At 60.8% G+C, this 14,505-nt stretch carries 12 protein-coding genes; 2 read left to right on the plus strand and 10 right to left on the minus strand.

Annotated features, from left to right (window positions below):
* Nucleotides 1–66: 66 nt before the first annotated feature.
* The 8 genes from K5D32_RS16365 to K5D32_RS16400 all read right to left on the minus strand — a co-directional run bounded on the left by K5D32_RS16365 (nt 67) and on the right by K5D32_RS16400 (nt 8,046).
* Nucleotides 67–1,068: an aromatic ring-hydroxylating dioxygenase subunit alpha gene (locus K5D32_RS16365; RefSeq protein ID WP_221601058.1), complete on the minus strand. Its 1,002-nt coding sequence runs from the start codon at nt 1,066–1,068 to the stop codon at nt 67–69.
* Nucleotides 1,065–2,204, minus strand: a complete 1,140-nt coding sequence (locus K5D32_RS16370) for a hypothetical protein (RefSeq protein WP_221576273.1) — start codon at nt 2,202–2,204, stop codon at nt 1,065–1,067. The genes K5D32_RS16365 and K5D32_RS16370 overlap by 4 nt, the downstream gene beginning before the upstream one ends.
* Entirely contained in the window at nt 2,201–3,355 is a 1,155-nt protein-coding gene (locus K5D32_RS16375; RefSeq protein ID WP_221601060.1) for an ATP-grasp domain-containing protein, read from the minus strand. The genes K5D32_RS16370 and K5D32_RS16375 overlap by 4 nt, the downstream gene beginning before the upstream one ends.
* Nucleotides 3,343–4,701 carry a F390 synthetase-related protein gene (locus K5D32_RS16380; protein WP_221601062.1) on the minus strand — a complete coding sequence of 453 codons (1,359 nt, stop codon included), beginning with the start codon at nt 4,699–4,701 and terminating at the stop codon, nt 3,343–3,345. The genes K5D32_RS16375 and K5D32_RS16380 overlap by 13 nt, the downstream gene beginning before the upstream one ends.
* Nucleotides 4,691–5,545 (minus strand): MBL fold metallo-hydrolase, encoded by an 855-nt coding sequence (locus K5D32_RS16385; RefSeq protein WP_221576276.1) that lies wholly within the window; start codon nt 5,543–5,545, stop codon nt 4,691–4,693. Before K5D32_RS16385 ends, K5D32_RS16380 begins: the two co-directional genes overlap by 11 nt.
* Nucleotides 5,542–6,549: an NAD(P)-dependent oxidoreductase gene (locus K5D32_RS16390; protein ID WP_221576277.1), complete on the minus strand. Its 1,008-nt coding sequence runs from the start codon at nt 6,547–6,549 to the stop codon at nt 5,542–5,544. Before K5D32_RS16390 ends, K5D32_RS16385 begins: the two co-directional genes overlap by 4 nt.
* Nucleotides 6,549–7,568 (minus strand): 3-oxoacyl-[acyl-carrier-protein] synthase III C-terminal domain-containing protein, encoded by a 1,020-nt coding sequence (locus tag K5D32_RS16395; RefSeq protein ID WP_221601065.1) that lies wholly within the window; start codon nt 7,566–7,568, stop codon nt 6,549–6,551. Before K5D32_RS16395 ends, K5D32_RS16390 begins: the two co-directional genes overlap by 1 nt.
* An 88-nt stretch (nt 7,569–7,656) precedes the next feature.
* Nucleotides 7,657–8,046 carry a hypothetical protein gene (locus K5D32_RS16400; protein ID WP_198726299.1) on the minus strand — a complete coding sequence of 130 codons (390 nt, stop codon included), beginning with the start codon at nt 8,044–8,046 and terminating at the stop codon, nt 7,657–7,659.
* 287 nt (nt 8,047–8,333) lie between these two features.
* On the opposite strand from K5D32_RS16400, the gene K5D32_RS16405 reads away from it, so the two are divergent.
* On the plus strand, nt 8,334–11,084 hold the full coding sequence (locus K5D32_RS16405) for a DUF2339 domain-containing protein (RefSeq protein WP_409372873.1): 2,751 nt from the start codon (nt 8,334–8,336) through the stop codon (nt 11,082–11,084).
* 2 nt (nt 11,085–11,086) lie between these two features.
* Nucleotides 11,087–12,463, plus strand: a complete 1,377-nt coding sequence (locus K5D32_RS16410; RefSeq protein WP_221601067.1) for a DUF3999 domain-containing protein — start codon at nt 11,087–11,089, stop codon at nt 12,461–12,463.
* Nucleotides 12,464–12,472: 9 nt separating this feature from the next.
* Here the strand turns inward: K5D32_RS16410 and K5D32_RS16415 are convergent, their stop codons facing one another.
* Nucleotides 12,473–12,868 carry a hypothetical protein gene (locus K5D32_RS16415; protein WP_221601069.1) on the minus strand — a complete coding sequence of 132 codons (396 nt, stop codon included), beginning with the start codon at nt 12,866–12,868 and terminating at the stop codon, nt 12,473–12,475.
* Nucleotides 12,869–12,885: 17 nt separating this feature from the next.
* Entirely contained in the window at nt 12,886–14,505 is a 1,620-nt protein-coding gene (locus tag K5D32_RS16420) for a DUF2300 domain-containing protein (RefSeq protein ID WP_221601070.1), read from the minus strand.

Below are 14,505 nucleotides of genomic sequence, written 5' to 3' on the forward strand. Positions count from 1 at the left end.
AACCTGTGCGCACTAACCATCGATAATCCTTCAAATACGGATGCCGGATGAGCCGGCGCGTTGAGCCTAAAGCCAGAAATCCAGCCTGCGCTCTTCAAAATCCAATGGCTGCCCATGCTCCAGCAGCCGCCGGATACCTGGCCCGAGCAAATCCTGTGGGCCATCCAGCGGTGTGGCAGCACATGCATGGAACCGTCGTCGGTTGGCGCTGACTTGCTCCAGAATCTGGCGGTCCTGGCGCAGGATGACCCGAAACGCCTTTTGCAACACGAGACGTTTGAGCCAGGCTGGCAACCAGCCTTGTGCCGTGGCAATACGGGCAAACACACGTAATTGCCCATCACCGCACGGGCTCAGCCAGGCGCTGACCAGCAGGTTCAGGCCGTCGCGGCGGTCGCGATATTCGATTTCCGCCAGACCCGGCAGCCGAAAACGCCCCATGCTGCTACCCCGCTCGCCCTCGAACAGTCGCGAGATCAGCCCTGACTGCTTGCCTTCCTCGCTGTACAGCGCCTCGATGCCATCGGCCAGCGGGCGAACACGGGCGCTGATTTTCTGCCGTTTCCGGTCGTGACGAATCCAGCCGGCGTGGACGAAATGGGTATGGAACCCGTCGAGGAAGTTTTCCGCAGCGTCCTGCAGCGAACACTGCACACTGTCCGTGATCCAGAACGTGTCGAGTTGCTGCTTTTGTTCGGCAGGCGCAACCGGCGGCATTGCAGGAGGTTGCCCGCTCAGGCAGACCCACACCAGACCATGAGCTTCGCAACAGGCCAGGCTGTCGAGCAGCGGCTTGCGGCCTGGCGCATGTTCGGTGCCGGGTACGCGGGTACAACGCCCGTCAGCGGCAAATCGCCAACCGTGATAAGGACATTCGATCTGCCCGCCACGGACCTTGCCCGCGCTCAGGGGCGCAAAACGATGCGGACAGCGATCCGGCAGCGCGGCGGCGCGTCCGTCTTCAGCCCGGAAAAGCACCAGCGGCGTGTCGTATAACTGGCACGCCAGAGGCGTGCTCTTCAATTCGTGGCTGAGCGCGACCGGCCACCACCGGGCAAGAAGATTCATAACTTGAGCTTCTTCATCAGAGGCACGCCAAGGCCATGCAGCAGAAAACCGAGCAACGTCCACACCAGCCGACGGCCCCGGGATAGATGGGCAACGTGAATCAGGCTGTATTCGATCTGCGGCTGACCACCGCGCAAGCGCTTGAACCCGGCGGCACCAGAACTGAAATTCAATACCTGATGCCGTTTGGCCGCTTCCAGCAGGCACAGGCAGGTCAACTGCCGATACAACCCCGTCTTTTGCGGCAGTGCCGTGTCATAACCCACGATGGGAGCGCTCAGGGTCGTGTCACTGGCAAACCAGCCCAACGCGCCGTCGATACGTCCTTCGGGGTTGCGCAAGGCGCGAATGTCGAGCCAGCCTTCGCGTTGACCGCGCTGCATCCAGCGGGCGCTGTAGTGCGGATTCAGGATGCAGTACTTTTCCAGATAAAGCAGGTTGTAGAGGTGTTCGATACGCTGAAAATCAGCGTCGCTCAGCACTGATCCCGGCACGACTTCGTAGGGCGCACGTCGCAAGAGCGTGGTATCCATGCCCACGTTGTGGTGCTTGAGAAATTCAGCCTCGTCCCCTGCCCGGCCATCGAACAGATAGACCTGACGACTGGGAATACTCAGATAGCCGAGGGCCTGCAGATGCTTGCGCAATTCCCTGTTGCTGAAGTCGTTGATGGAGCGAAAGCATAAAGCGTGATCGGGGAAAGCCTGCTGCAAAAAGGCGCTGATCGCCGGCAGTTCGGCGACACTCCACTGGGCCGGGTAAAGATTGGTGGACAGCAGCCAGTTGTTGACCTGCACCAGCCTGTCAACCCTGGCCGCCCTCAGCAGACGGTCGACGCCTTGGGTCAGCAGTATCAATGGCCAGGTCAGCCAGGGCCTGCCAAGGCGTTTGAGTTCTTCACGGGCATAGCCGCTATAGGTAGTCCGGGGCGATACCACGTAGCAGTTATCGTCAGGTTCACTGCCATCGTTGATGCTGACCGGAAACTCCTGAGTACCAGTGTCGAGCAGCGCCATGCGGGTGCTGACATTGCCGATCAGGCCAGCAGCGGCGCAGGCGCGGACGTAGTGCCGGGCATGGCTGTCGTCCGGGCTGGATTGCTCGCTGAGGAGTTGTTCCGGGAATAACAGCTTCATCGCGGACGCTCGCCCAGCGCTTGACCATTCCACTCAATGTCCGCAGTGGACGCGGCCAGCAAACCGCAGCGCCGGGAAACGGAGCGGGAGATGATTTCTGCAAGGCTCAGCACTTGTGCGCCCAACGGCCAGAAATCGCCCTTGTGAACGACTACATCCCGGGCCGCGTTGTAATCGCGCCAGAATGCTTTGTTCAACAACCGTTGCGGGGCTGCCAGCAACAACATGGCCAATGCAATCATGCGCGGATCACCCGTCGGCTCCAGCACCCGCTCTGATGACTTGCTCAGGCTGCTCACCAGGGGCCTGCGCTGGTCGTCAAACAGGTGCACGCCGCTGGTCGCTCGCGGATTGCACTCCAGCACATGGAAACGGCCCTGGCGATCCTCGATAAAGTCAAAGCCCACTTGCCCGGTGTAGCCGGTTTCCTGGCCGAACTGCTCCAGAAACTGGCGCACGGCTTGCGGCGCGGCTGGCTGGAAGTAGATCCCCGAGCCACGGCCCACCCGGTAACGCGGCTGGTAGCAACTGTGGGCGCGCAATTCACCATCGATCAGTACGCTGAAACTGCAGAACTCTTGCCCGTCGATAAACCGCTGCGCGACCCAGGGTGATGCTTTGTCGGGTTGAACCTTGCTCAACTGACTGGACGACGGGCGAATCAGGGTCTGGGAGGCAAAACGCGAATACGCTGGTTTGAATACCCATTGCCCTGCTTCATCGGCCAGTGCCAGCACGGCCTGACGATCCGTCAGCAGCCGGGTTTCGGGAGCCGCCAGCGCCCAACCCTGAGTCAGGGCGGCGAACCGGCCTTTGTGATGCAGGCGGTGCAGCAGCGCAAAGTCACTGGTCAGGACCCGGCACAGCGGTGCCAGCCGTTCAAGACCATGGGACAGGTAAAACACTTCTTCGCAGGTGGGCAGCAGCAGGTCGATACGCCGGGTTTCGATCACCTTCGCGAGCGCGTCGATCCAGGCCGACGGGTCCTGCTTCGGCTCAGGCAAACGCACGAAATGCTGCGTAGAGCGACTGAAACGGCTGAGTGGCTGGCCCAGTGAGTCGCCGACCATGACGCTCCATCCGGCTTCGTCAAAAGCCCGCGCCCATTCCAGACAAGCTGGCGCACGAGCCCCGAGAATCAGTACGCGCATGGCAGGCCCTCGGGTAATTGCAGCAGTTTCAGACGTCGGCGCTTGGCCTGTGGCGGCGGTGCCTGCCAATGGCCAAAGCTCAACTCGGGTGGCTGCAAAGCGTGATCAGCGCACAGTGCGTGAAAACTGTCGGTCAGGGCCTGGCACAAACTGGCGTAATCATCACGGGCCAGCAGGTTGACTTGCCAGTTCAGGCCCTGCTGATGGATTTCATATTCCTGAAGCGCCGAGCCATGCATCAGCAAGGCGCGACGCATGACATCGGGATAAAGCGCCTGCAACCGGTCGCCTGCAAGGCTGGGCAGCCAGAGAATGTCATCGGCACGGCCTTCGACAGCCGCAATCGCCCGCTCGACTCGCCCGCAAGGGCAAGGCGCCTGGGCGACACGCAGAATGTCGTTGAGCCGGTAACGCACGATCATCTGCGTACGTCGGGAGAAGTCGGTGATGATCGGCTGAAAGCGTGTGTGCCCGGCATCCAGCCATTGGGGTTCGATATGCAGATGGCTTTCGTTCAGGTGCAAGGTGCCCTGCTCGCAGGTGTAACCGAGGAAGCCTTCACTGGCCTGATAGATCTGCTGAGGTGCGACACCGAAGGCCTTGAGCACGGCATCGGCATCATCGCTTTCGAGCACTTCGGCCACCGACAGGATATGCGTGGGCCGTATCGTCAATTGCCCGCTCAGCATGGCCTCGGCCAGCCCCCTCAATACAGTGGCCGGAGCCACCAGCACATCGGGGTTCTGCGCATTGAGGCGCTCAAACGACGCCTCAAGGCCCAGGGTCAGGTCGTGAAAGGCAAAGTCGATATGGCGACTGGACAAGGTGGTGTAGAGACGGCTGTTGGCGCGCAGGAAAAAGGCAATTCCCAAGGGCTCGCGCCAGAAGCACAGCAACCGCGGCAGGAAGCGACGCGGCAGGGTTCGCGCCAGCAGGATGCCAGCCCAGCGCTGACGCTCCAGTGCACTGACCAGAAACACGCCCTGATTGCCGGAGGTGCCGCTGGAAAGCCCTACCGTCATATCGCCCAGGGTCGGGCTGAAATCCCTTGATTCTTCTGCCTGACGTGCAATGGGCAAGACCTGTTCCAGACTCAGGCCGCGGGTGTTGAACCCGGCAAAGTCGCCCATCAGAGTCGCCTTGTCCATCAGCGGCAGGTCCGCCAGCTCAGTGATGTTCAAGCCTTTGAAACGCTGGGCCCGGGGCAGCACATGGTGCAGAAAGTGCTGCAACTGCCGGGCCTGCCAGGCTTCCAGTTGCTCACGCCGGGTGAAGCGCAGCCGATAGCGGCTATTGATAAAACTCAGGGCACTGCGCAGAGCCCCCATCAGCTTTTCACTGCTCATGAGTGAATGCCTCCCAGGCCTCGGTGCAATGGGACGGCAGCACCGCCACGGCCGGCTCTCGACGAATCAAGGCGCCAAGGTCGCTGTAGGTCTGGCGGTATTGCCTGGCATCGTGACTGACAAAGTGCAGCGCGGGCCAGGCAGGCAGGCGCTCGGCGCGGCAGGCGGGAACCGACCAGCAGGCGTCGGCCACCAGAAACACCGGGCGCCCATCGGCATCGGGGATAAACAGGCCAAGCTGGCCCTCACTGTGTCCCGGCAGCGGCACGCCGATCAGGCTGCCGTCGCCCAGCAAGTCGAGGCCCTGGCTGAAAGGTGCCATCCATTGGGGCAGCACAACCTTCCTGCAGTGGTCGGCAAGAGTCACCCGCGATCCGAAATCGTCCGGCAACAATCCGGGCAAGTGACCGCCAAGTGTGGCGCGCCAGCGGGAGCCGCGCAGGCTTTCGATCTGTCTGCGGTCGGCATCCAGCGCAATGAACGATGCCTTGGGAAAATCCCTGAGTCCCGCGATGTGATCGCTGTGGAAGTGGGAAATGATCAGGGTACGAATGTCATCCGGGTGAATACCGAACTCGTGCAGTTGAGCCAGCAGTTGCTCCTGCACGGGCAATTGCACCGGCACCGCACTGCGATACAGGCGCTCGGGCAAAGCCTGGGTCGCCTTGAAAAAATGTTCGGCGTAACCGGTGTCGTAGAGTATCCAGCCCGCATCGGGGTGGCGAATCAGGCCGCATAATGCAGGGAAACGGGTCGGAGCAATGCGCCCGCCACGATCGGCCATGCATTCCAGGTGTCGGCACCAACCGGCGCGTAATACGTTGAGGCTGACGGTACGGCTCAACCTTGTGCTCCTTGCCGGGCCAGCCACCACTGCGCGTGCTGGCGAATGCCCTCTTCCTGAGTCATGACGGGGCGGTAACCCAGTTCGTTGCGGATGGCGTCAAGGTTCAGGGTCTGACTGAATGCCAGCACGCCAGCGCCATAACGGGTCAATAAGGGCTCGCCGCTGCCCGTCAGTCGGGCGCGGGCTTCCAGCACCCGCGCCACGGTGTCCACCAGTCGCCACGGCAAATGCCGGGTGCGCAGGGTCAGGCGAAACTGCTCGGCGATACGCTGCAGCAAATCCTCGAAAGCCAGTGGCGTGCCGTTACTGACGTTATAGGTACACACGGCCTCAGGCAGCGGCTGGCTCAGACTCAGTTCCACGGCATGCACCAGATTGTCGACGCAAGTCAGGTCCAGTTGCGCCTGGCCGCCACGCATCAACGGGATTCGTCCACGCTGCATGACCCGCAGCAAGCGCGGCAACAACGTGCCGTCCCAAGGACCGAAGACCGCACGCGGGCGCAGGATCACTGCTTCGGTGAGCCCTGCTTCATGTATACGTGTTTCAGCCAGTGCCTTGCTGCGGGCGTATTCGTTGACCGCGGGTGGCAGCGGATCGCTTTCGCGAATGTCCAGACGATCTCGAAAGGCAAAGTACAGACTGGGCGTCGATAGATGCACCAGACGCTTCACCTCGTTAATGCGACAGGCCTGAAGCACTTCATCGGTGGAATCCAGATTGGCCTGGGCAAAGGCTTGCGGCGTTCCCCAGGGTGAAGACAATGCCGCACAATGGACAATGACGTCACAGCCTCGAGCAGCTTCGCCCAGTGTATTGGCAGCCTGAGGCGTGCCATGCTGCAAGGGAAGCCAGCTCACAGCACCGGGACTGTGGCGAATGACTTCCTCGGCTGCCGCTGGGTTGCGACCGCTGAACTGCACCTCGAAGGCTCGGGAAGCCAGTCGCCAGACGATATGTCGGCCAATGAACCCGGTGCCGCCGGTAACCAGAACTTTCATCAGTACTCCAGGATCATGCCGCCAAGCGAAAGGCCCGCGCCGGTGCCAATCAGCATCAGCGTCTGGCCGCGCAGGATACGCTGATCGCGAATGGCGATGTCCAGCGCAGTGGGCAGCGAAGCGGCCACCTGATTGCCGTGCAGGGCAAAGATGTCGATGACCTTTTGCGCTTCAAAGCCCAGGCGTCGGGCCGCATGGTGCAGCGCTTGCTGGCTGGCCTGATGAGGGATGACCCAGTCGATCTGCTCCTGGGCCAATCCGGCACTGGTCAGCAGTTCATCCATCAATGTGGGCAGGTGTCTGGCCGCCAGGCGATACACGTCCTTGCCCTGCATGGCAAAACTGGTCAGCGGCTCGAACGGTATATCGATACGGCGTGGGTGAAAACGCGAGCCACCGGCAGGGATCTGACACAGGTGCGCGCCTTCGGAAAAGGTCTTGAGGCTGGAGGCAAGTATCTTCGGGCCGCCATCGCTGACGCCCAGCACCACAGCGGCAGCACCATCGCCAAAAATCCCGCTGACTTCGACCTGCTGCCAGTCCAGACCGCACGAAGCGATATCCGAGCACACCAGCAGAACGCGCCTGTAACGCCCGGCAATCAGAGGCCATGACAAAGTATCGATGGCGGCGAGAAAGCCCAGACAACTGGCATTGATATCCATGGCTGGAATGCCGGACTGGCCCAGCCCCAGTTCTCGGTGCAGCAAGGCAGCATTGCACGGCAGGCCCTGATCCATGGTGCCGCTGGCACAGGCGATAAGGTCGATCTGTTCCAGCTCGACACCGGCAGCACGCAAGGCACGGCGCGCCGCAATGGCACCAAGGCTGGCGGCGGTTTCGGTGCGGCTGGCGACATGCCGTTGGACCACGCCGCTGATGCGCTCCACACTCCCTGCCACCAGGCCCAGCTCGACATCGAGTTCGGCACTGTTGACCACCCGTTCAGGCAAAGCGTGCCCGGAACCCAAAATGACCACGGGTCGTGACGGGAGTGGTAAAAGCGGTGAAGTCTGCATTCAAATTCCGTTTGGCGAGGATAAAGCATCGTCTGATGAAGCGGCGGAATAGGCTAACAGGTTATTGATGGATATACGCGCTGTACGCTTACAGTGTCGGCTTGGGCACAGGCGTGTCTGGAATCGACTTGGCGTTCTTGGGTTGTTTCGGACAGCCTCCGGATATGCCCCATTTGGTAATAATGCCCCCTTCAACAAGGAAGCGTTGAACACATCGGGAATATCGGGGGTTATCTCCACTCGCGCCTGCAAGCCAGACATATTCATAAGAAATCATGCTTGCTGCACCTCCCGCCATTGGAAAGCTGTTTTGCGGCGTACCCCAGGACATGATCAGATCGTCCAGGGACGAACCTACCCAGGATGCCTGCACATCATCGGTTGTCTGAAAGCGCTGATTATTCAACAGGTTTCCCAAGGGCGTATTGGCACACCCGCCAAGCGTCAGGGCCGACAGAACAATTATCAGGAACCTCATATCCCAAACTCCATTAGTTGTTAAGACAGACTGGTTTTTCCGTTTCTGGATGAGGCGCTACAAGAAGGGCGCAAGCCGTTATACGGTCTGGCTGGTGGTCGGAAAATAGTACAGGTGTACTATTCAAGCAGGCTCGAAATCACTTTAAGTTGCTCAATACAATGATTGACTGTGCAATACGTCAATTCATATCCGGCTGTTCAGTACTATCATTTCAATTATCGCCAAACGCTCGAAGGTGAGCGGTTCCTGGTCTAAAAGGATGTCGCCGCGTGCTGCTCACTCTTCTGGAAATCGGGTTGGAAACGTTTGAATACCTTGTCGAGAACCCGCCCTATGCCTGGCTCTTTGGCCTGTCCCTCGTTCTCCTGGCTCTGGGCATCTGGCTGAAGCAGCAAGTTGCAAGTCTGCGCACAGAATCCGTCAGACAAAAAGAACAGATCGAAACCCTGCAGCAACGCCTTGCGCGCCTGGAGTCGCCACCCGCCATGCCTGAAGCGGCACAGGCCACGACGCCGCTTCCTGACGATACGATTATTGTCGCGATCCAGGACAGCGGGCCGGAACTGCTCTGGGACTTGCCGGAAGAATTACCCGCTGCTGCGCAACCTGAAGTTGACATCAAACCGAGCGCTCAACCTGTTGCACGGCCGAACCCGCTGAACACTGCGTTCGAGGCTGCGAAAAACTGGCTGCTGGGTGGCAATACCGTGCTGCGGGTTGGCGCAGTGGTGCTGTTCATGGGGCTGGCGTTCCTGCTGCGCTATGCCACCGAAGGCATCGTGGTGCCGATCGAGGCCCGCTATGCAAGCGTCGCCGCCAGCGCCATGGCGTTGCTCGGCCTGGGCTGGTGGCTGCGTCAACGCAACGCCAACTTCGCCTTGATGATGCAAGGCACCGGAGTCGGCGTGCTGTACCTGACGGTCCTGGGTGCCATTCGGGTGCATGAGCTGCTGGACCCGAGCCTGGGTTTTGTCTTGCTGGTGGCGGTCATGCTGTTCTCGACCATGCTGGCCGTCACACAAAATTCGCTGGCACTGGCCTGCGCCGCCACGATCGGGGGTTTTGCAGCGCCCATCCTGTCGTCTACCGGCCAGGGCAGCCATGTCATGCTGTTCAGTTACTTTGCCCTGCTCAATGCTGGCATTTTCGCCATTGCCTGGCTCAAGGCCTGGCGCCTGCTGAACCTGATTGGCTTTGTCGGGACCTTCGGCATCGGTTTCGCCTGGGGCTTGCGCTCGTACAAGCCGGAGCTGTTCTGGAGTGTCGAACCGTTCCTGATCCTGTTCTTCCTGATGTACCTGGCCATCGGCCTGCTGTTCGCCCGGCACAAACTGCAGGAGCGCAATGATGCGCCCGATGATGACAGCCGCGAATCGATGCTGCGCTGGTCCAGGCGTCAGGGCGACTATGTCGATGGCACGCTGCTGTTTGGTACGCCCCTCGCAGGCTTCGGTCTGCAATATGCGCTGACCCGCGACATGGAGTTCGGCACCGCTTTCAGCGCGCTGGCGCTGGGCCTGCTGTACATGGGCATCGCTCGACTGCTCTCCGGTCGGGCACCGGGTCGCACGTTGTTGCTGGTGGAAACCTGCCTGGCACTGGGCGTCGTGTTCGCGACACTGGCGATTCCGCTGGGGCTTGGTGCCCAATGGACCACCAGCGCCTGGGCCATCGAGGGTGCGGCGATATTCTGGCTGGGCCTGCGTCAGCAACGCGTGCTGGCACGCGGCTTTGGCTTGCTGTTGCAGGTTGCTGCAGGGCTGGCGTTCATCCATCAGATGTTCGAGTGGTACTCCCTGAAGCTGCAAGGCGATTTCTGGACGCCAATGATCATCGCCCTCGCCGCCCTGCTCAGTGCCTTGTTCGTCCATCGCATCAAGACCCTGCGTTACCTCAAGGACAACGTGCTGTCAGGCATGCTGCTGGTCTGGGGCAGCCTGTGGTGGGGGCTGGCCTTTGTCATCGCGCTCATGCGTTTCTCGTCGCACACAATGTTCCCGACCTGGTTGCTGCTGTCGGTGGCCGCCAGCATAGGCATATGGACCTTGCTGGCCCTGCGTTGGCGCTGGAGCGGGCTGGCGGCGCTGAGCCTGTGGCTGACACCTGTCAGTTGGGTCCTGCTGATCGGCGCGATGACCGACACGTCTCACCTTTTTGCCCATTGGGCCTGGGTGGGCTGGGGCGCATTGCTGGCCGTGCATCTGTTTTCCCTTCGCCGCCTGGCAGATCTCCTGCCCCGCAAGGCGCAGTCAATGGCTCATATTCTGGGTTGCTGGCTGACCCTCTTCATCCTGAGCGTCGAGCTGTTCTACGGCATAGACACGCTGGTCAGATCCAATGCCCCCAACAGCGCGTGGAACACGATGGCAAGTACATTGCTGCCAAGTCTGTACCTGTTCGCAATGGCCTCCAGTCGACCCTGGATATGGCCGGTTACCGCCCATGCCAGGGATTATCGCGTGTGGGCCGCACTGCCCGTGGCGCTGTTGATGCTGGCGTGGTTCTGGCTGACCAACTATTACAGCCGTGGCTATACAGAACCTCTGCCTTACGTGCCCTTGCTCAACCCGCTCGATCTGGCCTTGTCGTTCGCCTTGCTGGGGATCGTGAACTGGACCCGCAACAAGCTGCCACAACTCGGAATAACCGTAGCGCGTGCCGAGCGGCTGGCGGTGATCATCGCGGGCGCTTCCTTGTTCGCCCTGATTACCGCCACGGTGCTGCGTACGGCCTGGCATTGGGCTTGGCACGAAATCGACCTCATGCTGGATCAGGCGGTGCTGTCCATCGTCTGGACCCTGATGGCACTGGCCTTGATGATCGGCGGCCATATTCGTCGCCAGCGTGAGATCTGGATCACGGGCGCGCTGTTGATCGGCGTCGTGGTTGCCAAACTGTTCCTGGTCGAGTTGAGCGACCGGGGAGGCATGGCACGCATCGTGTCCTTTATCGGTGTGGGCGTCCTGCTGTTGGTGGTGGGTTACTTCGCCCCGCTTCCACCGAAAAAACCGACAAACACTACGCAAACACATTGATCATGAGGATTGCCTTCTTGAGTCATCAACCGCTGTTCAAGATCATGCTGTGCAGCCTGGCCCTGCTGGGCTCGCCCCTCGCCAGCGCTCAGGACAACCCGGCCGACTTTGCCAGCCAGACGCCCTTGAAACTCAATGGCGACGGGCCCTGGTATCGCATCGAACTGCCGCTGACCGTACAGCTCAACTCGCGTCAGAGTGCTCTGGGCGACTTGCGGGTCTTCAACAGTGAAGGCCAGGCTCAGGCTTATTCGCTGGCCTATGACCCGATTCAGCCACGACAGGAACCGGCGCCGGTTTCGGTCAAATGGTTCCCGCTGTACAACAGCGCAGACGCTGCCGACAGCACACCCAAAATCCGCGTTGAACGCAGTGCCAGCGGCACGCTGGTCGAAGTGCAGCCCCAAGGTGCCATTGAAGCGGGCGAAGAAGTGCTGCGCGGCTGGCTGCTGGACACCAGCGCCATCAAGCAACCCCTGAAACAACTGATCCTGGACTGGAGCACCGAGCGTGAAGGCTTCCAGCGTTTCAGCATCGAGGCCAGCGATGATCTGCAACACTGGCAAGCCTGGGGTGAAGGCCAGGTAGCACGTCTGTCGTTTGCCAACGATGTGGTGCAACAGCGCCAGGTCAATCTGCCGGGTCGAAAGGCTCGTTATCTGCGCCTGTTATGGAATACGCCAGACAGCGCGCCAACGCTGACTTCCGCGCAACTGCTCAGCGCCAGCAGCGACACCCCCCAAGTGCCTCTCACCTGGTCGCAACCGCTGGCAGGCAGCCTTGAAAAACCCGGCATTTACCTCTGGCAATTGCCCGCTGCCCTGCCCGTCGAACGCCTGAAACTCGATATCGCCCAGGCCAACAGCCTGGCGCCCGGCACCTTGTACGGACGAGCGGACAGCAAGAGCACATGGCAGACGCTGGGCAGCAGCCTGTTGTACCGCCTGACACAAAATGGTCAGGACGTGATTCAGGATGAAATACAGGCATCCGGTACGGTCGTGCGGCAGTTGAAACTTGAAGTGGATGAACGAGGCGGCGGTCTGGGTAGCCAGCCACCTTCCTTGCGGTTTGCCGTACATGCGCCTCAGGTCGTGTTTCTGGCACGCGGCAATGGCCCGTTCTCACTGGCAATCGGCAACCCGAGCGCCAAGCCTGCCAATCTGCCGCTGGCCACCCTGATCCCGGACCACAACGCCCGGAAGATGAGCAGCCTGAGCAGCGCCGAGCCACTGAACGAACCGGTCAGGCTGGCACAGGTCGCCGAGAGCAGCATCGACTGGAAACGCATTGGCTTGTGGGCCGTACTGGTGCTGGGCGTCGCTCTGCTGGGATGGATGGCCCTGAGTACCTTGCGCGCTTCGCCCCCCAAGCCTTGACTGACTGGATCACTCTTTCTGCTGGAAGATCACCTTGACTGGTGTGTTCTGTTTGTAAGTCCAGCTCCGGGGTCCATCACCCGGTTTGAACCCCGGATACCAGGCTCTGAGTTCGCTATCACTCGCCCATTGGAGTTGTAACTGATCGGGTTTCGGAGATTCGGGAGTGTCGATATCAAATTGTGCCCAGGCTTCCACGGCGGATTGGCACTCTGCCGATACGCCTGCATCAAGAACGGAGACCTGTAGTTTTTCACCCCATGTCATGGACCCGCTCTCAGGGCATCGACGAACTTCGACATGATGCTTTCCATCGGGCGAAGGCAGACTGGAAACCAGTTCGTTGGGGCCGCATCCCGCCAAGGCAACGGACAGCAAGAGCAGGCATGGAATCGTTTTCTGCATCACAGCACTCCAGGGGTCTATTCCAGCAAAAGACGCCGGGCCAGACCTTCGATATAGGTTTCATCCTGACCGTCAGGGTGCGCTTCAAAGGCCAGGTGAAGGTATTCATGGGTGAGGTCGAGGCGGTCCTGAAGTGACAGGACGCCACGCACGTAGATACGTTTACGCTCGCGGTCGACGTAAGGATTGCCGAACGCCAGCTGGCAGACGGCAAATGTGCTGACTTCGTTGTAGCCCGCTTCGCTTTCGAGTCGTTGACGCCAGCCACGGCGCTGGTTTTGCAGCCAGTCCTGAGCGGCTGGAAGCGCCCGACAGGATGCGACCGGATTGTCCCAGCGACTGAGGCTGGTGCGCGGGTATGCGTGCAACAGAATGGCGTCGTAACGCTGACCGGCCTCGGCCTGCTCCACAGCTTGCTGCCAGGAGAGTTTGTCGGAACCGGGCTCAGTGGAGTGGTAGGTGATATTGCTGCCTGCCAGCACCAGGTCACTGGTCCAGGCCGCGATCTGGCGGGACTCCGCAGAGGCCGGGCGTGGAGCGACGCGCTGGCGATTGCTGCTGTCGTCGATGGCCAGACACTCGCCGTTACGGCTGGCATTCTGCAAAAGGTAGGTGCGAATCGCGACGGCCAGTGCTTTGGCGGCTTCGGGAGGATTGGCCGAGGCTTCACGCTGGAGCACACGGGCGACGTACTCCTCACGGTCCAGGCGCGCCACCAGCTTGTCCTTCAGCAGAAAGAGTTCGCCGTCGCTGTGTATGTCCAGTTGATTGCCATTGGCGAACTCGACGCGATAATCACCCAGCAAAGGCCCTGACTCCACAGCTCGGCCCGCGGCAAGAACGCGCTCCACCGGATAGCGTGAAAACAGGTCCACTTCGACACAACGCCCAGGCTCCGCAGGCCAGCCTGCAGGCACGACCGAAGCGATGGCCTCGCCGTAGTTGCGCAAAACCGTCTGACTGGTGCCACGCCCTTGGGCCCACACAGGTGTGCCATCCACTGTCCAGCCGGCAAACCCGCCCTGACGCAATCCGCTATCGCGGTCCTCGAACCAGCTCCAGGTTTTCACCCGCAACCGGCCGCCCAGCTCGCCCACGACATTGCCATCAGCCGCGTTCAGCACTACATCCAGCAATACCCGTCGCGCCTGATCCTGAGCAGGCAACACGGCCAGCATCTCGAGTAGTTCAGCGACAGGCACCTGTGTAGCGGGCTGCAACGACTGAAGACCGAGCAACCATTGCGGAGCCTTGCGCACTTGCCAGTACGAACGCCAGTCAGCCTCGGAAATGGCCAGACGCTGCGGCTCGAAGTACAGACCACAGGATTTCACCAAGGCCTGATCGCGCTCGACCTTGCCACCGGCCGTGCAGCAATACACTTCCTCTTTCGACTGGCCGCGACACTCATAGGCCGGTTCACTGGCGTCGGTGTCCACCAGCCATGCGTAGACAAAGAGTTTCCAGAGACTGCCCAGAGGTGTCTGCAAATCCGCAGGCAAAGGCTCACGCGACAACAGCCGGGTCTGGTTCAAAGACAGCAGTTCGCCCTTGAACCCCATCTGCAGCGGCTCCTCCTGCGCTGTCGCCAGCGCAGGGAGCAGAAGCAGTACCAGCCATGGCAGACGCCGAAGCAT

This window comes from Pseudomonas cichorii (genome assembly GCF_019719005.1).
In the GTDB taxonomy this organism is placed as follows: domain Bacteria; phylum Pseudomonadota; class Gammaproteobacteria; order Pseudomonadales; family Pseudomonadaceae; genus Aquipseudomonas; species Aquipseudomonas cichorii_E.

Excerpts from the sequence above, each read along its gene's own strand:
- K5D32_RS16365 (WP_221601058.1), bottom strand. The coding sequence starts at position 1,068 with ATGAATCTTCTTGCCCGGTGGTGGCCGGTCGCGCTCAGCCACGAATTG.
- K5D32_RS16370 (WP_221576273.1), bottom strand. The coding sequence starts at position 2,204 with ATGAAGCTGTTATTCCCGGAACAACTCCTCAGCGAGCAATCCAGCCCG.
- K5D32_RS16375 (WP_221601060.1), bottom strand. The coding sequence starts at position 3,355 with ATGCGCGTACTGATTCTCGGGGCTCGTGCGCCAGCTTGTCTGGAATGG.
- K5D32_RS16380 (WP_221601062.1), bottom strand. The coding sequence starts at position 4,701 with ATGAGCAGTGAAAAGCTGATGGGGGCTCTGCGCAGTGCCCTGAGTTTT.
- K5D32_RS16390 (WP_221576277.1), bottom strand. The coding sequence starts at position 6,549 with ATGAAAGTTCTGGTTACCGGCGGCACCGGGTTCATTGGCCGACATATC.
- K5D32_RS16395 (WP_221601065.1), bottom strand. The coding sequence starts at position 7,568 with ATGCAGACTTCACCGCTTTTACCACTCCCGTCACGACCCGTGGTCATT.
- K5D32_RS16400 (WP_198726299.1), bottom strand. The coding sequence starts at position 8,046 with ATGAGGTTCCTGATAATTGTTCTGTCGGCCCTGACGCTTGGCGGGTGT.
- K5D32_RS16410 (WP_221601067.1), top strand. The coding sequence starts at position 11,087 with ATGAGGATTGCCTTCTTGAGTCATCAACCGCTGTTCAAGATCATGCTG.
- K5D32_RS16415 (WP_221601069.1), bottom strand. The coding sequence starts at position 12,868 with ATGCAGAAAACGATTCCATGCCTGCTCTTGCTGTCCGTTGCCTTGGCG.
- K5D32_RS16420 (WP_221601070.1), bottom strand. The coding sequence starts at position 14,505 with ATGCTTCGGCGTCTGCCATGGCTGGTACTGCTTCTGCTCCCTGCGCTG.